The 21,335-nt window shown below is 64.3% G+C and carries 20 protein-coding genes; 13 read left to right on the forward strand and 7 right to left on the reverse strand.

Annotated features, from left to right (window positions below; all coding sequences use genetic code 11):
- Together XH88_RS09130 and XH88_RS09135 are read left to right on the forward strand one after the other, a co-directional pair.
- A partial coding sequence (locus XH88_RS09130; RefSeq protein ID WP_271615060.1) for a UDP binding domain-containing protein occupies window positions 1-547 on the forward strand: 547 nt, incomplete at its 5' end.
- Window positions 548-649: 102 nt separating this feature from the next.
- Window positions 650-1,540 (forward strand): aldose 1-epimerase family protein, encoded by an 891-nt coding sequence (locus XH88_RS09135; RefSeq protein ID WP_271615061.1) that lies wholly within the window; start codon window positions 650-652, stop codon window positions 1,538-1,540.
- A 13-nt stretch (window positions 1,541-1,553) separates the two neighbouring features.
- On the opposite strand, the gene XH88_RS09140 is transcribed toward XH88_RS09135, so the two are convergent.
- The 3 genes from XH88_RS09140 to XH88_RS09150 all read right to left on the reverse strand — a co-directional run bounded on the left by XH88_RS09140 (window position 1,554) and on the right by XH88_RS09150 (window position 4,240).
- Window positions 1,554-2,402: an MBL fold metallo-hydrolase gene (locus XH88_RS09140; protein ID WP_271615062.1), complete on the reverse strand. Its 849-nt coding sequence runs from the start codon at window positions 2,400-2,402 to the stop codon at window positions 1,554-1,556.
- Window positions 2,403-2,495: 93 nt separating this feature from the next.
- Window positions 2,496-3,653, reverse strand: coding sequence for an acyltransferase family protein (locus XH88_RS09145; RefSeq protein WP_271615063.1), 1,158 nt, complete (start codon window positions 3,651-3,653; stop codon window positions 2,496-2,498).
- Window positions 3,654-3,853: 200 nt separating this feature from the next.
- Window positions 3,854-4,240 carry a c-type cytochrome gene (locus XH88_RS09150; RefSeq protein WP_271615064.1) on the reverse strand — a complete coding sequence of 129 codons (387 nt, stop codon included), beginning with the start codon at window positions 4,238-4,240 and terminating at the stop codon, window positions 3,854-3,856.
- 277 nt (window positions 4,241-4,517) lie between these two features.
- Here XH88_RS09150 and pgm point away from each other — a divergent pair, with 277 nt between their 5' ends.
- From pgm to XH88_RS09170, 4 genes are all read left to right on the forward strand, one after another.
- Window positions 4,518-6,164: a phosphoglucomutase (alpha-D-glucose-1,6-bisphosphate-dependent) gene (pgm, locus tag XH88_RS09155; RefSeq protein WP_271615065.1), complete on the forward strand. Its 1,647-nt coding sequence runs from the start codon at window positions 4,518-4,520 to the stop codon at window positions 6,162-6,164.
- 292 nt (window positions 6,165-6,456) lie between these two features.
- Window positions 6,457-7,506, forward strand: a complete 1,050-nt coding sequence (locus XH88_RS09160) for an aromatic ring-hydroxylating dioxygenase subunit alpha (RefSeq protein ID WP_271615066.1) — start codon at window positions 6,457-6,459, stop codon at window positions 7,504-7,506.
- Window positions 7,507-7,509: 3 nt separating this feature from the next.
- Entirely contained in the window at window positions 7,510-8,262 is a 753-nt protein-coding gene (locus XH88_RS09165; RefSeq protein ID WP_271615067.1) for a GntR family transcriptional regulator, read from the forward strand.
- 10 nt (window positions 8,263-8,272) lie between these two features.
- Complete coding sequence (locus XH88_RS09170; protein WP_271615068.1) at window positions 8,273-9,253, forward strand: PDR/VanB family oxidoreductase; 981 nt, start codon at window positions 8,273-8,275, stop codon at window positions 9,251-9,253.
- Window positions 9,254-9,266: 13 nt separating this feature from the next.
- Here the strand turns inward: XH88_RS09170 and XH88_RS09175 are convergent, their stop codons facing one another.
- Window positions 9,267-11,228, reverse strand: a complete 1,962-nt coding sequence (locus XH88_RS09175; protein ID WP_271615069.1) for a putative bifunctional diguanylate cyclase/phosphodiesterase — start codon at window positions 11,226-11,228, stop codon at window positions 9,267-9,269.
- A gap of 275 nt (window positions 11,229-11,503) precedes the next feature.
- Here XH88_RS09175 and XH88_RS09180 point away from each other — a divergent pair, with 275 nt between their 5' ends.
- Window positions 11,504-11,821: a hypothetical protein gene (locus XH88_RS09180; RefSeq protein WP_271615070.1), complete on the forward strand. Its 318-nt coding sequence runs from the start codon at window positions 11,504-11,506 to the stop codon at window positions 11,819-11,821.
- On the forward strand, window positions 11,815-12,054 hold the full coding sequence (locus XH88_RS09185) for a hypothetical protein (RefSeq protein WP_271615071.1): 240 nt from the start codon (window positions 11,815-11,817) through the stop codon (window positions 12,052-12,054). Before XH88_RS09180 ends, XH88_RS09185 begins: the two co-directional genes overlap by 7 nt.
- Before the next feature lie 6 nt (window positions 12,055-12,060).
- Here XH88_RS09185 and XH88_RS09190 read toward each other — a convergent pair whose 3' ends face one another.
- The gene (locus tag XH88_RS09190) at window positions 12,061-12,426 is read right to left on the reverse strand and encodes a nuclear transport factor 2 family protein (protein ID WP_271615072.1); all 366 of its coding nucleotides are present in this window, start codon (window positions 12,424-12,426) and stop codon (window positions 12,061-12,063) included.
- A 99-nt stretch (window positions 12,427-12,525) separates the two neighbouring features.
- On the opposite strand from XH88_RS09190, the gene XH88_RS09195 reads away from it, so the two are divergent.
- From XH88_RS09195 to hemC, 3 genes are read left to right on the forward strand one after another with little or no spacing between them, the layout of a single operon-like run.
- Window positions 12,526-13,116 carry a TetR/AcrR family transcriptional regulator gene (locus XH88_RS09195; RefSeq protein ID WP_271615073.1) on the forward strand — a complete coding sequence of 197 codons (591 nt, stop codon included), beginning with the start codon at window positions 12,526-12,528 and terminating at the stop codon, window positions 13,114-13,116.
- Between the two features lie 45 nt (window positions 13,117-13,161).
- Complete coding sequence (locus tag XH88_RS09200) at window positions 13,162-14,787, forward strand: GMC family oxidoreductase (RefSeq protein WP_271615074.1); 1,626 nt, start codon at window positions 13,162-13,164, stop codon at window positions 14,785-14,787.
- Between the two features lie 25 nt (window positions 14,788-14,812).
- On the forward strand, window positions 14,813-15,793 hold the full coding sequence (gene hemC, locus XH88_RS09205) for a hydroxymethylbilane synthase (protein WP_271615075.1): 981 nt from the start codon (window positions 14,813-14,815) through the stop codon (window positions 15,791-15,793).
- A 97-nt stretch (window positions 15,794-15,890) separates the two neighbouring features.
- Here hemC and XH88_RS09210 read toward each other — a convergent pair whose 3' ends face one another.
- Complete coding sequence (locus tag XH88_RS09210) at window positions 15,891-17,045, reverse strand: alpha-hydroxy acid oxidase (RefSeq protein WP_271615076.1); 1,155 nt, start codon at window positions 17,043-17,045, stop codon at window positions 15,891-15,893.
- Window positions 17,046-17,058: 13 nt separating this feature from the next.
- Complete coding sequence (locus tag XH88_RS09215) at window positions 17,059-18,705, reverse strand: L-lactate permease (protein WP_271615077.1); 1,647 nt, start codon at window positions 18,703-18,705, stop codon at window positions 17,059-17,061.
- A gap of 223 nt (window positions 18,706-18,928) precedes the next feature.
- Between XH88_RS09215 and XH88_RS09220 the strand changes: the two genes are divergently transcribed.
- Window positions 18,929-19,690 (forward strand): FCD domain-containing protein, encoded by a 762-nt coding sequence (locus XH88_RS09220; protein WP_271615078.1) that lies wholly within the window; start codon window positions 18,929-18,931, stop codon window positions 19,688-19,690.
- 304 nt (window positions 19,691-19,994) lie between these two features.
- Window positions 19,995-21,332, forward strand: a complete 1,338-nt coding sequence (locus XH88_RS09225; RefSeq protein WP_271615079.1) for a hypothetical protein — start codon at window positions 19,995-19,997, stop codon at window positions 21,330-21,332.
- Window positions 21,333-21,335: the final 3 nt, after the last annotated feature.

Genomic DNA, 21,335 nt, shown 5'->3' on the forward strand with positions numbered 1-21,335 from the left:
TCCCGGCTTCGGCGGCTCCTGCTTCCCGAAGGACACCAAGGCGCTGATCAAGATCGCGCAGGACTACGACGTGTCCTTGCGCATCGTGGAATCGGTGCTGGCGGTCAACGAGAACCGCAAGCGCGCGATGGCGCGGAAAGTGAGCCAGGCGCTCGGCGGCTCCTTGCGCGGCAAGACCATCGCCGTGCTCGGCCTGACCTTCAAGCCCGACACCGACGACATGCGCGATGCGCCCTCGATCCCGCTGGTGACGGGCTTGCTCGACATGGGCGCCAAGGTGAAGGCGTTCGATCCCGTCGGCATGGAGCAGGCCAGGGGCGAATTGCCGAACATCACCTATAGCGAGGACGCCTATTCCTGCGCGCAAGGCGCCGATGCGCTCGTCATCGTCACCGAATGGGTCCAGTTCCGCGCGCTCGATCTCGACCGGCTGAAGGCCACCATGGCCCAGCCCGTCGTCGTCGACTTGCGCAACATCTACCGCCCCGAAGACATGGCGGCCGCCGGTTTCACCTATGAGAGCGTGGGACGGTCGTCTCAGGCCTGACAAGGCATGCGGAGCTTGTGAGCGCCCGCCTCATCCGCGAGGCGGGCGAAGTCGTTTCCGATGCGGTATGGTTCGGTCGCAGCTGCCGCTGTGGAGATTGTCATGACCGACGACATGCATACGATCCGGAGTGGCGGGCTCACCGCGACCATCAAGGCGCAAGGCGCCGAGATGTGCTCGCTCAAGCACAAGGACGGCACGGAGTTCATCTGGCAAGCGGCCCCGGCCTGGCCGCGCCATGCGCCGTTGCTGTTTCCCATCGTCGGGCGCCTTGCCAACGACGAACTGCGGCATCGGGGCAAGACCTACCGGATGACCCAGCACGGCTTTGCGCGCGACAGCCGCTTTGTCTGGACAGAGCGCGGCGGAAGCCGGTGCTCGCTTGTGCTCGAAGACAGCGACATGACACGCGCACTGTATCCGTTCGCGTTTCGGCTGAGAGCGACCTACGCGCTCGATGAATTCGGTCTCGACCTCACCCTGACGCTCGCCAACACCGGCGAGGAGACATTGCCGGCGTCGCTCGGCGGTCATCCCGCTTTCAACTGGCCGGCGCAGCCAGGCGTTCCCAAGGAAAGCTATGCGCTGACTTTTGCGAACGCGGAGGCCGCCCCTGTCCGGCGTCTCGATGGCGGGCTGCTGCGCGCGGCAACGGAGCCAAGTCCGGTCAAAGGCACGGTGTTGCCCTTGTCTGAATCCCTGTTCGTAGACGATGCCATCATCTTCGACCGGATCGAGAGCCACTCGGTTCGCTACGCCGCGGAGCAGGATGAATCCACCGGTCCCTGGCTCAGGATGTCCTGGCAGGGATTTCGCGAGCTCGGCGTCTGGTCGAAACCGTCAGGCGCGCCGTTCCTCTGCATCGAGCCCTGGCGCGGCTATGCCAGTCCCGTCGGCTTCGACGGCGAATTCAGCGACAAGCCGGGCCTGATGCACATCGCGCCCGGCGCAGAAGAGCAATTGTCGTTCCGGATCGAGGTCGGATCGTCCTGACCGTCGACGGCTCTCAGACCTCGATCCGCGTCAGGTCCTCGCCAATGATGACAGGACCCGAATAGTCCTTCCGAACATCGGCGAGCAGCGCGTGCAGCATGGCATCGCCGGTACGCGGCCTGTGGTGGGTCAGCGCAAGTTTCTTCACGCCGGCCTTGGCCGCGATCTTGCCGACCGTGTCACCGCATGCGATCGTGAATTTCGCGAGCTGGCGGAAGTGATCGTTGTTGATCTCCGGCGTTGCCAGAAAGCAGACCTGCACGAGCAGGTCGGCACCCTCCGCCAGCCGCTCGAGGCCGGGGCAGGGGACCGTGTCGCCGGAAATCGCAATGATTTTGCCTTCGGCCTCGAAGCGGTAGCCGAGGCACATCCAGCGCGCTAGAAATGCCGGCGACATGTCGAGGCCGTCGCCATGGGAGACGAGCTCGGCACGGATCTTCCATCGGCCGGTGTCGAGTACCGGACCGGGGATGATGTCGGTTGCGACCACCGGTTTCCAGCCGCCGAAGCTCGGCTCGCCCTGATCGCGCCAGGCGATGTCCTTGTCGTAAACCTGCGTGACCAGCGTGTTGACGAGTCGTTCGGTATCGGGCGGCCCAAAGATGCAGAGCTCGTCCTTGCGCCCATGCATCCATGAATTCAGCATCACATCGTAGAGGTCGCCGATATGGTCGAAATGGTGATGGGTGAGGAAGACCGTATCGATGGCGCCGAGCGGGACGCCGGCCTTGCTGAGCTGCAACATGACGCCGCGGCCGGCATCGAACAGGATGTTCTCGTCGCCCAGCCTGATCAGCGTGGTCGTCGCCATGCGGCGCGGGTCCGGGCGCGGGCCGCCGGTGCCGAGCAGAATGACCTCCATGGCGGGTGCTCCCGTGTGAAGCCGGTCGATTTGTCACACTAGGTTCGAAGGCGACTGCGAGGCAAGCCGCATCCGCTTGCGCGCATCGTGCGCTCAGCGCATGCCTGTCGCGGGAGCTGCGATGGTCGGCTGGAGGGGCGGGCGGCTCACCCCGCGAGATGTCAGGCGATGAGCCAGGTCCTGCGCGTGACGCTCGACCAGATGCCAGGTCGCGCGCGCAACGAGATAGCTCAGCGCGGCGGTGACTACATAGGCAAGCAGCAGCGAAGACAGGCCGTCCGGAAATGGCCAGACCTGGTGCAGGCCAAAGATCACCGCGAAATGCGACAGATACATCGAATAGGAATTGCGCCCGAGCGCCTCGAGCGGCTGGAAGCGAGCCGCAAGACGGATGCACCAGAATACGAATGTACCAAGCACGAGGTTGATCACGAGATAGTTGAACTCATGTGCACCGGTTGCGCGATTGGCGATGAAGGACAGCGCGATGAAGGCGGCGAGGATCGCAGCATCCGACTTCGCAAAGCCGTCGCGCAAGGCGAAGAACAGCGCACAGCCGACCAGGAAGGCCGGCAGCTGGTTCAGGAAGCTGATGTGCAGCGCGTTCCAGACGAACGCCTCGTGGCCGGGGCCGTAATAGGCCGAGAACAGCGCGAATGCGAACGGCTTGAACAGGCAGACATTGACGAGATGCAGCACGATCGCCAGCGCAAGATACAGGTGCCGGCGCGATCCGAATGCCGAGATCACGAACGGGAAGACGAGATAGAACATCATCTCGGCTGCGATCGACCAGTCGCCCGGCACGACGCTGTTGACGCTGTCGGGCCAGAAGCCGTGCAGGAATGTCGCGGTCAGGATCACCTGGAGCGGGCCGATCCCGTTGGGCGCATTGTAGCCCGGGCCCGTACCGTTGATGACGAGATACACCGGGATCGCGAGCCAGAACAGTGGCGCGATGCGCAGGAAGCGGCGGATGTAGAACTTGCGCGTCGGATTGGTTTCGGTGCGCTGAGTCCACATCAGGCACATCGTCATGGCGCTGACGAAGTAGAACACGTTGACGCCGGTCCAGCCGCACATGAAGGCGTAATCGACCGCGTGGATGTTCGACGGAAAGGATTGTGAAACGTGGATCGCCATCACGCCGACGATGGCGAGCCCGCGCAGAAAGTCGAGGCTGTGCGAACGCCCGAACGGCGTGGCGCCCGTATCGGTTCGATCGGCAGCCAACCGGGCCTGCCCCTGCATCACGCCGCTCCGTGTCTCGCGTTTCTCTCGCGCTTGCGATGCGAAAGAATAGAGGCGGCACGGGCCAAACCGAAGCGGAAGCCTTTCTTTACGTTAATCAGCCTTTACGGCGGATGATTCTCCGGGCGATGCGGATCATTGCGGAACCGCATGGCCGGCGAACGGACGCCGTCAGGAGCCCGTTCGTAGGCCGCGACAGCTCACTTCAGCGTCTGAAGATAGGCGATGACGTTGGCTCGATCGGTCGCGTTCGGCAGCCCTTTGAAGAACATCTTGACGCCGTGGACGTCGCCGCGGGGGTCGGCGAGGTAGGTGTCCAGCGCCGTCACCGTCCAGGGCTGTTTGTTGGCCTTCATGGCGTCAGAATAGGCGAAGTCGGGAACGGTGGCGGGCTTGCGCTCGACGACATTCCAGAGGCTTGGGCCGACCTTGTTCAGTCCGATCACCACCGCGTGGCAGTTCTCGCAGGTTCGCTGGAAGACGGCCTTGCCCGCGACCGGATCGCCCTCTGCGGCGAAGCTGGGTGAGGTGGCCAACATCGCATTGGCGAAGGCCAGCATGAGTACGAAGATCAGACGTCCGGTCATCTCAAATTGACTCCATCGCTGGACCCAGGACTTTCCTGCAAGTCCCGGCCTCCATGATCAAACGGTGAGCAGCGTGCCCACGCTGCGCGGCAGCGTCTTTGTCCTGCATCAACCGATATCCGGGACTAAAGTACGAGAGCGCCATGGATCATCCGGTGCGGGATCGGCATTGATTCTTGACCGGAGCGTGACATCGGCCCGGCCAGGCATGCCGCTTGGCGACGGGCCGGCCGATGGTATGGTGCTCCAGACTGTCGTTTGAAGACGGAGATTTGAAGTGGCAGAAGTCGATCCCGCGGCGGGCAAGCCGGTTGCACCGAGCGCGCTTGCCAATGTTCCAAGGCTGGTGACGGCCTATTTCGCTGGCAGGCCGGACGCAGCGGACCCGGCGCAGCGGGTGGCGTTCGGGACGTCGGGCCATCGCGGCACCTCGCTCAAGAACAGCTTCAACGAAGGCCACATCCTCGCGACGACACAGGCCATCTGTGATTACAGGAAGGAGAAGGGGCTGACCGGCCCGCTCTTCATCGGCATCGACACTCACGCGCTGGCTGAGCCTGCGCTCGCCAGCGCGGTGGAGGTGTTCGCGGCGAACGGCGTCGACATCATGATCGACAAGGACGGCGGCTACACGCCGACGCCCGTGATCTCGCACGCGATCCTTACCTACAACAAGGGCCGCACATCCGGGCTGGCTGACGGTGTCGTCGTCACGCCCTCGCACAATCCCCCCGAAGATGGCGGCTACAAATACAATCCGCCGCATGGCGGCCCGGCCGACACCGACGTGACCGGCGTGGTCGAGAAGCGCGCCAATGCCTATCTCGCCGACGGCCTCAAGGGCGTGAAGCGCGTCGACTATGCCAAGGCCCTGAAATCGTCGACCGTCCGTGCCTACGACTACATCACCCCGTATGTTGCCGATCTCGGCAGTGTCGTCGACCTCGATCTGGTCAAATCCGCAGGCGTCAACATCGGCATCGATCCGCTTGGCGGCGCCGCCGTGCACTACTGGCACCCGATCATCGAGCGTTATGACCTCAAGGCCACGGTGGTGAACGAGGCGATCGATCCGACCTTCCGCTTCATGACCGTGGACTGGGACGGCAAGATCCGCATGGACTGCTCCTCTCCTTATGCGATGGCGAGCCTGATCGCGATGCGTGATCGTTTCGACGTCGCCTTTGCCAACGACACCGATGCCGATCGTCACGGCATCGTCACGCGCACCGGCGGGCTGATGAATCCCAACCATTATCTGGCGACCGCGATCTCCTATCTGTTCGCGCACCGCCCGAACTGGAGCAAGGATGCCGCGATCGGCAAGACCGTGGTGTCGAGCTCGATCATCGATCGCGTCGCCAGGAAGCTCGGCCGCAAGCTGGTGGAGACGCCGGTCGGATTCAAATGGTTCGTCGATGGCCTCCTCACGGGCAGCTTCGGTTTCGGCGGCGAGGAGAGTGCAGGGGCCTCGTTCCTGCGCCGCGACGGTCAGGTGTGGACCACCGACAAGGACGGCATCATTCTCGGCCTCCTCGCCGCCGAGATCATGGCCAAGACCGGCCGTGATCCGAGCCAGCTGTTTGGCGATCTCACCGCCGAGTTCGGTGTGCCGCACTACGCCCGCATCGACGTCGCCGCGACCGGGCCGCAGAAGACAATCTTGAAATCCGTCACGCCCGAGCAACTCGGCTTGAAGGACCTCGCCGGAGACCCGGTTCGTTCAACGCTCAGCAAGGCGCCCGGCAACGGGCAGCCCTTCGGCGGCATCAAGGTCGAAACCGATTTCGGCTGGTTCGCGGCACGGCCGTCGGGCACGGAGGATGTGTACAAGATTTATGCGGAGAGTTTCCGCAGCCCTGAGCACCTGAAGCGGATCCAGGAAGAAGCGCAGGCGGGGCTGGCGAAGGTGTTCGGCGCGTAGCGACCGAAGCCGACCTGCCTTCGCGCTCCGCCTTCCCAGGGGGGCGAGCCGCACCGCACGCTGTCATCACCCACGAAAGCGGGTGATCCAGTACGCCGTGGCCCCAGTTGTGTGAACCCAATGTCCGCCGCGGAGTACTGGATTCCCCGCTTTCGCGGGGAATGACTCGCGGTCAGTTTGTATACATTCAGATGGATATTGGTATTTAGATATGCCATATTTGCGCTTGAGCTATTACTCTCCTGCCGCTATTGTATACATAACGCATACATAATCTCCGGGAGAACCGCTCATGACAAAGCCCTTCCCCATGAACGCCTGGTACGCCGCGGCATGGGACGCGGAGGTGAAGCCGGTGCTGTTGCCGCGGACGATCTGCGGCAAGCACATCGTGATGTACCGCAAGAGCGACGGCTCGGTGGCCGCGCTGGAGGATGCCTGCTGGCATCGCCTGGTGCCGCTGTCCAAGGGCCGGCTCGAAGGCGATACCGTCGTCTGCGGCTATCACGGTCTCAAATTCAACCCGCAGGGGCGCTGCACCTTCATGCCCTCGCAGGAGACCATCAATCCGTCGGCCTGTGTACGCGCCTATCCCGTGGTCGAGCGTCACCGCTATATCTGGCTCTGGATGGGCGATCCTGCATTGGCCGATCCCGCGCTCGTCCCCGACATGCACTGGAACCACGATCCGGCCTGGGCTGGCGACGGCAAGACCATTCACGTCAATTGCGACTACCGTCTCGTGCTCGACAATCTCATGGACCTCACGCACGAGACCTTCGTGCACGGCTCTTCGATCGGGAATGACGCGGTCGCCGAAGCGCCGTTCGACGTGACCCATGGCGAGAAGACGGTCACGGTGACGCGCTGGATGCGCAACATCGAGCCGCCGCCGTTCTGGGCCAAGCAGCTCGGCAAGCCCGGCCTCGTCGATCGTTGGCAGATCATCCGCTTCGAGGCGCCGTGCACCGTGACCATCGACGTCGGCGTCGCACCGGCAGGCACCGGCGCGCCGGAAGGCGACCGCTCGCAGGGCGTCAACGGTTTCGTGCTCAACACCATCACGCCGGAGACCGAGAAGACCTGCCACTATTTCTGGGCCTTCGCGCGCAACTACCGCATCAGTGAGCAGCGCCTCACCACCGAGATCCGCGAGGGCGTCTCCGGTATCTTTCGCGAGGACGAGCTGATCCTCGAGGCGCAGCAGCGCGCGATGGATGAGAACCCCGATCGCATCTTCTACAATCTCAACATCGACGCCGGCGCGATGTGGTCGCGCAAGCTGATCGACAAGATGGTGGCGAAGGAAAACCCGCCGACGCACCTCCAGGCGGCGGAGTAGACCATGGCCGAGCGTGAGGTCGACCGCTCCGTCTCGCAGACGGTGAAGGCCCAGCTGGCGCTGCGCGACCAGATCCTGGATGGCAGTCTGCGTCCCGGCGAGCGCATCTCCGAGCTCCAGGCCGTGGAAACCACGGGCGCCTCGCGCACGCCGGTGCGCATGGCACTGGTGCGGCTGGAGGAGGAGGGGCTGCTGGAAGCGATCCCCTCCGGCGGCTTCATGGTGAAGGCGTTCTCCGAGCGCGACATCTCCGATTCCATCGAGCTGCGCGGCACGCTGGAAGGCCTCGCCGCGCGCTTCGCTGCCGAGCGCGGCGTTTCCGCGCGCGAGCTCGAGCCGTTGAAGGAGTGCCTCGCGGCCATCGACGAACTGCTGCGGCAGGTGCCGATCTCGATCGAGGCCTTCTCGTCCTATGTCACGCTGAATGCGCGCTTCCATGCGCAGCTCACGGAACTGTCGCGCAGTCCGCCTTTGATCCGGCAGATCGACCGCGCCTCCGCGCTGCCGTTCGCCTCGCCAAGTGGATTCGTGATGGCGCAGTCGGCATTGCCCGAGGCGCAGCAGATCCTGATCATCGGGCAGGAGCACCATCGTGTCGTGATCGACGCGATCGAGAACCGCGAGGGTGCGCGCGCCGAAGCCGTCATGCGCGAGCATGCGCGGCTCGCGGTCCGAAACCTGCGGTTGGCGTTGCGCAACCGGACCCATCTCGACCTCTTGCCGGCGCTCGCGCTGATCAAGACCGCAACCGATTGAGGGCCGCGCCATGCGCTTCATCGAAACCTGGATTCCGGCAACGCTGGTCTCGATCCGCGATCTCTCGCCCGGCATCCGCGAATTCCTGATTCTGCCCGACCAGTTCGATGGCGCCGCCTATCCGGTCGGCAGCCACATCAATGTCAGCGTCACTATCGACGGCCTGCCGGAGACGCGGTCGTATTCGCTGGTTGGCGAAGCCTCGCCGCAAGGCTACAGAATCGCGGTCCGTCGCGCCGAGGACTCCCGCGGCGGCTCGCGTTACATGTGGTCTTTGCAGCCGGGCGCGCGGCTCGACATCACCCGGCCAGCCTCGCTTCTCGCGGTGGACTGGGCGCGCGACAATTATTGCCTGATCGCCGGCGGCATCGGCATCACCCCGATTCTCGGCGCCGCGCAGACGCTGGCGCGCCGCGGCGCAAATGTCTCGCTGCACTATGCGGTGCGTTCGCGTGGCGATGCCGCCTATCTCGATGATCTCAATGAGGTGCTCGGCGAACGGATGGTTGTGCACGCCAGCGATGAAGGCGAGCGGCTCGATCTCGACGCATTGTTCGCCTCGTTGGCCAAGGGCACCTTGACGCTGTTCTGCGGCCCGATGCGGATGCTCGATGGCGCGCGCCACGCCTGGATCGGCGCCGGCCACCCGCTGACTGACCTGCGCTACGAGACTTTCGGCTCCAGCGGCACGCTGCCCACCGAAGCCTTCCGCGTGCGTCTGAAGGATTCCGACGTCGAGCTCGAGGTTCCGCGCGAGCGCTCGATGCTCGACGTGCTCAACGCCAGCGGCTTTGAGGTTATTTCCGACTGCAAGCGCGGCGAATGCGGCCTCTGCGCCATCGATGTCGTCACTGTCGACGGCGAGATCGACCATCGCGACGTCTTCTTCAGCGATCACCAGAAAGGGAGCAACCAGAAGATCTGCGCCTGCGTCTCGCGCGCGCGGGGCACGATCACGGTCGATACGCTGCTGCGGGCGGATGCGGTTTGAGGCCCTACCGTGCCTACGCCGCGAAAATCGCCCTCGGCTTCTTCGTCTCCAGCAGCGCCTGCACGCCATCGGCGGACACCGGGCGGCTGATGACGTAGCCCTGTATCTCGTCGCAACCGATCTGCCTGAGATAGTCGAGCTGGTCGGCGGTCTCGACGCCTTCGGCGACCACCCCGATGTTGAGGTCGCGTGCCAGCGAGATCACCGATTTCACGATCGCCGCGCAATCCGGCTGCACCAGCATGTCGCGGATGAAGGACTGGTCGATCTTGATGCGGCTGAACGGCAGCTTGCGCAAATAGGTCAGCGACGAAAAGCCGGTGCCGAAATCATCCAGCGCCACGGTGGCACCCAGCTCCAGCAGCGCGTTCAGGATCGAGGCGGCCGAGCCGTATTTCGCCAGCAGCATGGATTCCGTGATCTCGATCTCGAGCCTGTCGGGCGCGACCTTGGCGTCGGCCAGCGCCTGCACGATGGTCTGGAGAATGCCGGCGTTGTGAAACTGCGCCGCAGAGAAGTTCACCGCAACCCGGATGTCGTCCGGCCAGTCCTTGAGCGTCGCGCAGGCGCGGCGAACGACCCATTCGCCGATCTCGTGGATCAGCCCGGTCTCCTCGGCGATCGGGATGAACTCGCTCGGCGGCACCAGTCCGCGCCTGGGATGCTGCCAGCGCAGCAGCGCCTCGAAGCCGGTGATGCGGTTTTCGCCGAGACCGAGGAACGGCTGGAACAGCAGAAACAGCTCGTCGCGCGCGATCGCGCCTGCGAGATCTGATTGCAGCGCCTTGCGGTCGCGGGAGGCTTTGTCGTCGGCCTCCTCGAAGAAGCAGACGGTGCCGGGACCGGCCTTCTTGGCGCGATAGAGCGCGGCATCCGCATTCTTCATGAGGTCGAGCGGCGTGTTGCCGTCGCGCGGTGCCAGCACGATGCCGACGCTGGTCGCACCGAAGATCTCGCGGCCTTCGAGCAGGAACGGTTCGTCGAAGGCCGCGACGAAACGCTCGGCGATGTCGAGCGCATCCTCAGGCCGCGTCAGATTGGCCATGACAAGGGCGAACTCATCCCCACCGATCCGCGCCACGTGCTCGGCCGCGCGGGTGCAGCGTTGCAGGCGGCTTGCGACCTGGACCAGAAATTCGTCGCCGGCGGGATGGCCGAAGCGGTCGTTGACCTCCTTGAAGCGATCGAGGTCGAGCAGCAGCACCGCGAACTCCTCGCCCGACAGCGCAAGCCGCTTCAGCGCGGCATCGAGCGTCTCGTTGAAGGCGACGCGGTTGGGCAATTGCGTCAGCGGGTCCCGCCTGACCGTACGCTCTGCCTCGATCTGGCGCATCACGCGCCGCGCGAAGGCAAACGAATTGACGAACACGCCGCGCAGCAGCACGCTGCCATAGACCACGACGAGGAAGGCGATCAGCACGAAGGCGAGGTCGCCGTTTCGGCTGAGACAGATGGCGATGCCGACGAAGATGGGCGCCGTGAACGCGATGGCCGCGATCGGGATGGTGGCAAAGGCCAGCGCGCCGCCGGCCAGCATGCCCGAGCACAGGCAGGTGATGACGAGCTGGCCGCCGGTGGACGCGTCTGCGAAGAAGGCGACCGGGACGATGCCCCAGGCGACGCCGAGAACGAAGGCGTTGCGCACCAGCCGATGGATGGCGCGGCGGGAGACGAACTGCGGCTTGGTGATCCGGCGCGAAGCGTGGGATTGCAGACCGAACGCGATCGCGGCGCCTGCCACGATGACGGCCCAGATCAATGCGAAGGTCCGGTCCGGCGATTGCCACAGCGCAATCGCGAGCACGGTGGCATTGCAGGCATTGGCCAGCATGATGCCGACCGAATAGCCGAGCAGCAGCGACATCTGTTCGGCGCGGATATGCCCGGCGACGGTTTCGTCGGTTGAGGGACCGCCAAAGGCCGACAGATCGCCGGCGAACAACCGTGCGACATAGTTGGTCAGTCGAGTCCGCATTCGAGAGCCTGCAGCAGCGTGGGCCGTTTGTCCGGCTCCTTCAGGAGAATCCGCCGCAAACCTTTGACGAACTATGAATTATCCCCCTTTGCGGCGGTGACTGCGGCCACTTCTGCGTGTTCAAGTCGGTATATCGCTAACAAATCGATACAAATGCCCGCCGCCCGGACGGCGGTGCAAACGCGCTGCAGCGCAGCTACGGAACAACGTTACATTTGCGGGAATCTGCGGAACGAAACGTGTCGTCAGTCTTTCTCGGCCTTTGGGAGGTGCCCATGACTTCTCAGGCTATCGAAGGCGCGTGTGCATTTGCCTGGCGGAACTACCTGTTGCTCCATAGCGGCATCAGCGAGAATGACAACAGACGTTCTGCTCTCCATCGCTACATCACCCATCTTCGTGGTACCGGCGAAGACAGTTTCGATCTCCTGCAAATAGCGGCTGTCGCTTACTTGAAAAAACTCGACGAACTGCATGACGAGCGATGCGCGAGACTCGCGGCAGATCAGGTTCTGGCCGAATGTCTGGCATCCCGCAGTTCGCGGCAGACACTTGGTCATGACGCCAAATCGAAGGAGCGAACGACATGGTAGACAAGCCCACCAACACAAATCGTTTCGCGCGCAATCCCCAAAGCGGCATGGCCGCGGCGACTGCACTCGGCATGAACGCCTTGAGGCCAATCATGAAATTTCAGATCTCGATGCTGAGGATGTGGGCGGACAGCATCGAGAGGTTGGCAAGCAATTACGACAGGGGATTGGAGGAAGCCGCGACCTCGGCGGAACAGCCTGAGGAACGGCCAGATCAGGAACGCGCCGCGTAATTTGCGTCAGCGTCCGAGTTGCTTCGGGTCGTAGTAGAACCGCTCCTCGATTAGCTGATCACCCCGCCAGGTCTGCCAGGCGATTTCATCCAGCGTGCGGGTGACGCCTTCAGCATTGGTGAAGCTGAATCTCCACCGCGTGGCAACATGGTCGCCCTCCATCATGCTCGGCCCGACGCGGACAGCCTTGACCTGTTTGAACGCGGCCAGCACGCCGCGCTCCTTTGCTGCCAGCTTCTCCCGACCAACCGTCGGGTCGGCGTTGTTCTCATAGGTGACGGCGTCGGGCGCATAGAAGTGTTCGATCGCGCCGACGAAATCTCCGTCCTCCAGGTGATTGGCAAAGGCTTCGACAACGTCCCGGCTCGGCATGGCAGACCTCACGATAAAACCGACTATCAGTCGGTAAATACCGACCGGTGGTCGAAAAGTCAACTGGCGCCGCCTTGCGAATTCGCTTAGACCAAATTCATGGCGAAGCAGGCGGAACGGCGGGCGGCGACATCTGAGGCGATCCTGACGGCGGCGCGCCGGCTGTTCGGGACGCAGGGCTTCGCTGCCACCACCATGGACGCGATCGCGGACGCGGCCGGCACCGCCAAGGGCGCGGTCTATCATCACTTCGAGACCAAGGAGGCGGTGTTCGAGGCTGTTTTCGATTCCGTCTCGCGCGACCTCGTTGCCGAGATCGACAGTGCCGCGCGCACCGAGAAGGATGTGTTGGCTGCGATGGTCGCCGGCACGCAGCATTACTTTGCCGCGACCGCCAAGGGCCCGACGGGCCAGATCATCCTGCGCGACGGGCCGGCCGTGCTCGGCTGGGAACGCTGGCGCGAGATCGATGCCAGGCATTTCGGCGGCAAGATGCCGCGCGCGCTTTCGATGGCGATGGGGGCAGGTCTGATCGCAAAGCAGCCGGTCGAGCCACTGGCGCGCTTGCTGCTCGGCGCGGTGACGGAGGCCGCAGTCGCCTGCGCCGGGCGCACCGATATCGCAAGGGCAGGTGCGGAATATGCCCGTGCGTTCAAGTCGCTGGTCGAGGCGCTGCGCCTGCGCGCATGATTGTGCTATCAAAACCGAAACGCCCACCAACAAGAACAGCAGCGCATGAACGCAACTTCCTCTCTCGCCCCATCTGATCCCGAGTTCGACTACATCATCGTCGGCGCCGGCTCCGCCGGCTGCGTGCTCGCCAACCGCCTTTCGGCCAATGGCAAGCACAGCGTGCTGCTGCTCGAGGCTGGCCCGAAGGACTCCAATATCTGGATCCACGTGCCGCTCGGCTACGGCAAGCTATTCAAGGAAAAATCCGTCAACTGGATGTACCAGACCGAGCCGGAGCCCGAGTTGAAGGGCCGGCAAGTGTTCCAGCCGCGCGGGAAGACGCTGGGCGGGTCGAGCTCGATCAACGGCCTTCTTTACGTGCGCGGTCAGCATGAGGATTACGATCGCTGGCGCCAGCACGGCAATACGGGCTGGGGCTACGACGACGTGCTGCCCTATTTCAAGAAGGCCGAGAACCAGTCGCGCGGGGCCGATCAGTATCACGGCAGCGGCGGGCCGCTGCCGGTATCCAACATGGTCGTGACCGATCCGCTGTCGAAGGCGTTCATCGACGCTGCGGTCGAAACCGGTCTGCCGTACAATCCCGATTTCAACGGCGCCACGCAGGAGGGCGTCGGCCTGTTCCAGACCACCACGCGCAACGGCCGCCGTGCCTCGACGGCGGTCGCCTATCTCGGTCCTGCGAAGACGCGCAGCAATCTCAAGATCGAAACCGAGGCGCTCGGCCAGCGCGTGCTGTTCGAGGGCCGCCGCGCCGTTGGCGTCGAGTACCGACAGGGTGCAACTGTGCGCCGCGCGCGGGCGCGGAAGGAGGTTGTGCTGTCGAGCGGCGCCTACAACTCGCCACAGCTGTTGCAACTCTCCGGCGTTGGCCCCGCCGACCTCCTGCGCAAGCACGGCATTGACGTGGTGCTGGATGCGCAAGGCGTCGGCCACGATCTTCAGGATCACATGCAGGTCCGCATCGTGATGCGCTGCTCGCAAAAGATCACGCTGAACGACACTGTCAACCACCCGCTGCGCCGAACGTTGGCCGGCGCGCGCTATGCGCTGTTCCGGAAGGGCTGGCTGACGATCGCGGCCGGCACCGCGGGCGCGTTCTTCAAGACCAATCCGCGGCTGGCTACGCCCGACATCCAGGTGCACTTCCTGCCGTTCTCGACCGACAAGATGGGCGAGCGGCTCCATGATTTCTCCGGCTTCACCGCCTCGGTGTGCCAGCTCCGCCCCGAGAGCCGCGGCTCCCTGCGCATCAGGAGCGCGGACCCGACCGTGCCGCCGGAAATCCGTATCAACTACATGTCCACAGAGACGGACCGCACCACCAACGTCGAAGGCATCAAGATCCTTCGCAAGATCCTGAATGCGCCGGCGATGAAGCCGTTCGTGATCAACGAATACGACCCCGGCGCGAAGGTATCGACGGACGCCGAGATCCTGGATTATTGTCGCGAGCGCGGCAGCACCATCTATCATCCGACCTCGACCTGTCGTATGGGCAATGATGCGCTCGCGGTGGTGGACCAGCGGCTGAAGGTGAGGGGGCTCGACGACCTTCGCGTCGTCGACGGCTCGATCATGCCGGACCTCGTCTCGGGGAACACCAACGCGCCGATCATCATGATCGCGGAGAAGGCCTCCGATATGATATTGCAGGATGCGCGGTAATTCGCGGCTCGAAAGGACACTCGGCTTGGCTACGCGATTCAAGATCGGCACCCGCAAGAGCGCGATGGCGCTGGCGCAGACGGAAGAGATTGCGCGCCGCCTGACTGCGGCCGTGCCCGGTCTCGACGTCGAGATCGTCAAGTTCGACACCACGGGAGATCTCGACCAGACCAGCAAGCTGCTGCCCCATGGCGGCAAGGGCGGCGCCTTCGTCGCGCAGATCCGTGCCGCCGTGCTCGCGGGTGAATTGCAGGCCGCGATGCATTCGCTGAAGGACATGCCTGGCAATGAAGACACGCCAGGCCTCGTCATCGGCGCCACGCTGTCGCGCGATCCCCCCAGCGACGCGCTGGTGCTGCGCGAAGGCGTCACGCTGGAGATGTTGCGCCAGTCGAAGGGCAAGGGTTTCAAGATCGGGACCAACGCCGTGCGCCGCGCCGCCTATGCGCGGCGGTTGTTTCCCGGCGTCGAGGTGATCCACTTCCGCGGCGCCGCCGACACCCGCGTGCGAAAGCTCGATCGTGGCGAAAAGCAGAAGCTGCCGGACGGCGGCGCGGCCGGGCCGGCGGATGCGCTGATCATGGCGCGTTCGGGCCTCGATCGCGTCGGTCTTGCCGACCGTATCGCCTACGAGTTCACCGCGGCGGAGATGTTGCCGGCCGCAGGGCAGGGCATCGTCGCGGTCGAATGCGCCGCGCGGGACTGGCAGACGCGACAAATCCTGTCGTCGATCGATGATGCCGCTGCGCACGCCTGCGCCGATGCCGAGCGCGAGGTGCTGTGGGTGCTGAACGGCCACTGCAATTCGCCGGTGGCTGGTTTCTCGACCATCTCGGGCGATCAGATGTCGCTGACCGCTTCGGTGCTGGATCTTTCCGGCAACACCATCATCGAAGCCTCAGGCACAGGCCCCGCGAACCGGCCGCGTGAGCTCGGCCGTAGCGTCGGACTGGATCTGCTGGGGAAGGGCGCAGCCGAGATCATCGAGCGCAGTCGGCCGCGGTAGGCCAGGAGCTGTCTGCCACCGAGACGAACGGTCAGGGCCCGCGCGCGCCGCTCAAATCGATGACCGCCTCCTATTGATGCGCCGTTGCGCCGGCATTTCATGCCGCTGACTTGAAGCGCAGGTTGGCGCGCGAGAGCTGGCCGAGCGAGGTGCATCCCATCAGCTTCATGTCGCGCTCGAGCTCGGCCCGCATCAGGCCGAGGGCCCGCTCGACCCCGGGCTGGCCGGCCGCTGCCAGCGGATAGAGATAGGATCGGCCGAGGCCGACCGCCTTGGCACCGAGCGAGAGCGCCTTGAGGATGTGGGTCCCGCGCTGGATGCCGCCATCCATCATCACGTCGATGCGATCGCCGACGGCGTCGACGATTTCGGCGAGTTGGTCGAAAGCGGAGCGAGAACCGTCGAGCTGCCGACCACCATGGTTCGACAGGACGATTCCGGCGCAGCCGATCTCGACCGCGCGGCGCGCATCAGCCGGCGACATGATCCCCTTCAGACAGAACGGCCCGTTCCAGCTTCGCACCATCTCGGCGACATCATCCCAGTTCATCGACGGATCCAGCATCTCGGTGAAATAGCGGCCGATCGACACCGCGCCACCACTCATGTCGACATGCTCCTCCAGTTGCGGCAGCCGGAATCTCTCGTGGGTGACATACTGGATGCCCCATTGCGGCTTGATCACGAACTGGAGCATTCCGGCGAGCGTCAGACGGAAGGGAATGCTGAATCCCGTGCGCAGGTCGCGCTCGCGATTTCCGCCGGTGATGCTGTCGACCGTCAGCATCATCACTTCGACCCCGGCGTCCTTGGCGCGCTGCATCATCGCACGGTTGAGGCCGCGATCCCTGTGGAAATAGAACTGGTAGATCTGCGGCGTATCATGGGCCTTGCGCAGCTCCTCGAGACTGACCGTGCCGAGCGAGGAGACGCCGAACATCGTGCCGTAGCGCGCCGCGGCCGCAGCGACGGCGCGCTCGCCCCGATGGTGAAACAGCCGCTGCAAGGCCGTCGGCGAGCAATAGAACGGAAGCGCAAGCTTCTGACCCATCACGGTGACCGAGAGGTCGACCTCTTGCACGCCGCGCAGAACATTGGGCACGAGGTCGCATTGCTCGAAGCTCGCCGTGTTGTGCCGGAGGGTCACCTCATCGTCCGCCCCACCGTCGATGTAATCGAAAATCGGCCCGGGCAGCCGGCTACGCGCCAGCCGCCGGAAGTCGTGAAAATTGTGACACTGTGACAAGCGCATCGCCAGCCTCCGATCAGGGCACGAGCAGCCTGAGCGGCCAGATATAGGCCTGGCCCAGCACCAGGACGCCGACGAGCACGACGAGCGCGAAGCTGTGGAAGAAGACGAAGCGCAGGATCGTGCCCTCGTGACCGTACCATTTGGTGGCCGTGGACGCGACCACGATGCTCTGCGCATCGATCATCTTGCCCATCACGCCGCCGGAGCTGTTGGCGGCCGCCATCAGCACCGGGCTGATGCCGATCTGTTCGGCGCTGATGCGCTGCAAGCCCCCGAACAGCACGTTCGAGGATGTATCCGACCCCGTCAGGGCGACGCCGAGCCAGCCGATCAGCGCGCCGAAGAACGGGTAGAGCGCCCCGGTCTTGGCGAAGGCGAGCCCGAGCGTGGCATCCGTGCCGGAGTAGCGGGTGACGAAACCCAGCGCCAGCATGCAGGCAATGGTCGCGAGCGAATAGCGCGTCAAATAGAGCGTGCGCGCATACATCCGGATCAGACCGGACGGACCGTAGCCGACCAGCAGGCCCGAGATGATCGCCGACAGGAGAATGCCGGTGCCGGCGGCCGAGAGCAGATTGAGCACGTAAACCGCGCCCTCTGCGACAGGCTTGGCCACGACCGGCGGCGCCTTCTGCACGAGGTTGTGCAGCCCGAGGACGGGAAACTTCGCGACCCAGATGCTGTCGAGCCAGCTCTTCACCTGCGGCGTGCCCCAGGCGAAGACGAAGGCCGAGAAGATCAGCCAGGGTGTCCATGCCTTGGCAACCGCCGCCTTCGTGGCCTTGCCGGCGGGAGTCTCGGCCGAGAGCGGGGCTCCATAGCGCGCCGGCATCTCCTTCATCGCATGCACCGGCCGCCAGACGCGCAGGAACAGCGCGAGGCTCGCCATGGAGACCACTGCGGCAATCACGTCGACCAGCCACGGGCCATGGAAGTTCGAGACCAGATATTGCGGAACGGCGAACGAGACGCCGGCCACCAGAATCGCCGGCCAGATCTCGATCATCCGGCGGAAGCCGACGAAGGCCCAGATCAGCCAGAACGGCACGAGCAGCGAGAAGAACGGCAGCTGCCGCCCGATCATCCCGCTTAGCTCCTGGAGATCGAGCCCGGTCACCGCGCTGAGCGCGATCACGGGCGTGCCGAGCGCGCCATAGGCGACCGGCGCGGTATTGGCGACCAGCGACAGGCCGGACGCGGCGAGCGGCGAGAAGCCAAGCCCGATCAGCATCGCGGCGGTGACCGCAACCGGCGTGCCGAATCCTGCGGCGCCCTCGAAGAACGCGCCCAGCGAAAACGCGATGAAGAGCAGCTGCAGGCGGCGATCGTCACTGATCGTGGAGACCGAACGCTGCAGGACCGCGAACTCACCCTTCTCGTTCAGAAGCTGATAGAGGAAGATGATGTTGATGATGATCCAGCCGATCGGCAGGAGCCCGAAGCCCGCGCCGTAGATCGCGGCCATTCCGGCCATGCCCGCCGGCATGCCGAACGCGAACACCGCAACGCCGAGGGCTGTGACGAGGCCAATGGCCGCCGCCCAATGCGCCTTGATCTCGAAGATCGCAATCGCGCTCAACAGCACGATAACCGGCAGCGCCGCCGCGGCGGTCGAGAGCCATGGATTGTTGAAGGGGTCGTAAGCCTGGGTCCACGCCACGAAAATCTCCTCGCGTTGTCCTCATCCGCCGCCGCGCTGGTTCGCGGTCTTGGGCATCGATATTGTCCGATATCAACATTGGTAAAAATAATTTACCAGAAATGTCAATTGGGAAATATTATTCATCAAATATCGATGATGGGGAGCGTGCTTGACCGAGGGCGCGAAAGCCCCATACTCGGATGGCGAATCTGCGCGCTCGGCCAAAGGGATAGGTGCCACCTTGAGCAACATCGTCCGGACCCCGAAAATCGCGGAAGCGATGGCCGATCACATCGAGAAGCTAATCCTCGAAGGCGTGCTGCGGCCCGGAGAAAAGCTCGCGGCCGAGCGGGATCTCGCCGAGAAGCTGGAAATTTCGCGGCCTTCACTGCGTGAGGCGCTGCAGATCCTCGAAAAGCGCGGGCTGCTTGCCACCACCCGCTCGGGGACGTTCGTCGCCCAGTTCCTATCGCCGCTGTTGCGGCCGCTGGCGACGCTGTTGCAGGACAAGCCGCGTGTCACGGCCGACTATTTCGAATTTCGCAGGATTCAGGAAGCGCACGCCGCCCGCTTCGCCGCGCTGCGTGCCACCGATCTCGATCGTCAGGCGATCCGGGATTGCGCCGATCGGATGCGAAAGGCCCACAAGCTTGAAGATCCGAGCCAGGAGGGTGACGCCGACGTGGACCTTCATCTCCTGATCTACGAGGCGAGCCACAATGTGGTGTTGCTCCACGTCATGCGCGCGCTTGCCGACCTCTTGCGCAACAACATCTTCTATAGCCGTGCACAGCTCTATTTGCGCGAGGGCGTCCGCGACCAGCTGCTGGAGCAACATCTGGCGCTTGCGGACGCGGTGATCGCAGGCAAGACCAAGGAGGCCGAAGCGGCTGCGGCCGAGCACATCCGTTTCACCTTCGAGACGGTCGAAGAGATCAGGCGCGACGATCTCCGGCTCGAAACGTCGCTCAGCCGGGTGAATCGCAGCGACTTCCTCGCCTGATGAGTTCCATGGGTTTCGAATGGCGATGCAGCGTCCAGAGGATCGTCGACGCGCTGCATTCCACCGTACTCACTGCTGGTGAAATCCGGGCGCGCTCCACGAAACCGTTCGAAAACCCTCGTCTTCCGTACTCCGGATAGGTGCTTCGGCCATATCGCGCTGCGATATATTGCCCTCTTTGCGACATCACAAAGATCTCAGCAGCCCACCCGGGTAGGCTTCCCTTCATGGAACCCGGAAAGCTCACGTTCTGCAAGGGCGCGACCTATCGCGCCGCCATTCGGGCTGGGATGACGAGACGATCATGATCGGCGGCAGCATTTCCCGATGGACAATGACCTACTTCGCGGCGGCGCTGACCTGGTTGCTGGCCGCGCTCGCACTGATGGTCGCGGGCATCGGACACCCCGCAGCGGACCTGGCAGCGCCCGATACGCTCGTCTTGGTGCATGTGGTCTGCATCGGTTGGCTGAGCGTCGCGATGTGCGGAGCGCTGTTCCAATTCGTGCCTGTCCTGGTGGCACAACCCCTGTTCGGCGAACGATGGGTCCTGCCCGCCCTGGTCTTGTTGACGGCGGGACTGGTTTCGCTGCTCGCCGGGTTCATGGCTTTGGGCGCCCGCCTGCCTTCCGCGCCGTGGCTTCTGCCGCTCGGCGCCCTGCTGCTGGTCGCCGGCTTCGGTCTCGTCGTGGTCGATCTCGGTTTAACGGCTTGGCGGCGGCCGACGGGACCGGCACGATTCGTGCTGGTTGGCCTGGCCTCTCTTTGCGCAACGGCCGCATTCGGCGCGGTGTTCGCGTTCGCGCTGGCCGGATGGGCGGGGCGGATGGGCGATGCTGTCCTGGCGCGGGGCATCCCGCTGCATGCAATCGTCGGGCTCGGCGGCTGGCTGACGTTGACGGCTATGGGCGTCAGCTACCGATTGCTTTCCATGTTCATGCTGGCGCCTGACGTCGAGGACCGGAAGAGCCGTCTCACGCTCGCCGCTGGCGCGCTTGCGGTCGCGGCGACCGTCGGCGGCGGAGCCATCGCTATAGGGCTCGAGCTGGGGCTGAATATTGTGCTCTCGATCGCCGCACTTTTCGGCTTGGCTTGCGCCGCTCTCTACGGGCGGGACATTGCCGCCATCTTCCGCACCCGCAAGCGGCGTCATCTCGAACTCAACATGCGAATGGCGATGCTGTCATTCGCGAGCCTGGCAGCAACGGGGCTGATGGGAACCGCGCTCGTATCGACGCGAACGCTGCCGCTGCATTTGGGCGCCTTTGCCTTCCTGGCGGCGTTCGGCTGGTTGTCGGGGCTGGTCCTGGCCAAGCTCTACAAGATCGTCGCGTTTCTCACCTGGCTTGAGACCTACGGACCCGTGATGGGACGCGCGCCGACACCCCGCGTCCAGGACCTGGTCGCGGAAAGCAGGGCGACCAAGTGGTTTGCAATCTACTACGTCTCCGTCTGGATGGGGACGCTTGCTCTGCTGGCGGCGGAGCCAGGCGCGTTCCGGATCGCCGCGGCCGCGATGATGATCGGGGTCGTCGGGATCGTCCACGAAATCATCCGAATCCGGCGGCTGGAAGATGTCGCCTCGACGTTGCGCCTGCCGGCGGGCGCCGTCGCGCCGCACCTGCTGTTCGCCAAAACCTGAGGA

The organism is Bradyrhizobium sp. CCBAU 51627 (genome assembly GCF_028128765.1).
Classification (GTDB): Bacteria; Pseudomonadota; Alphaproteobacteria; order Rhizobiales; family Xanthobacteraceae; genus Bradyrhizobium.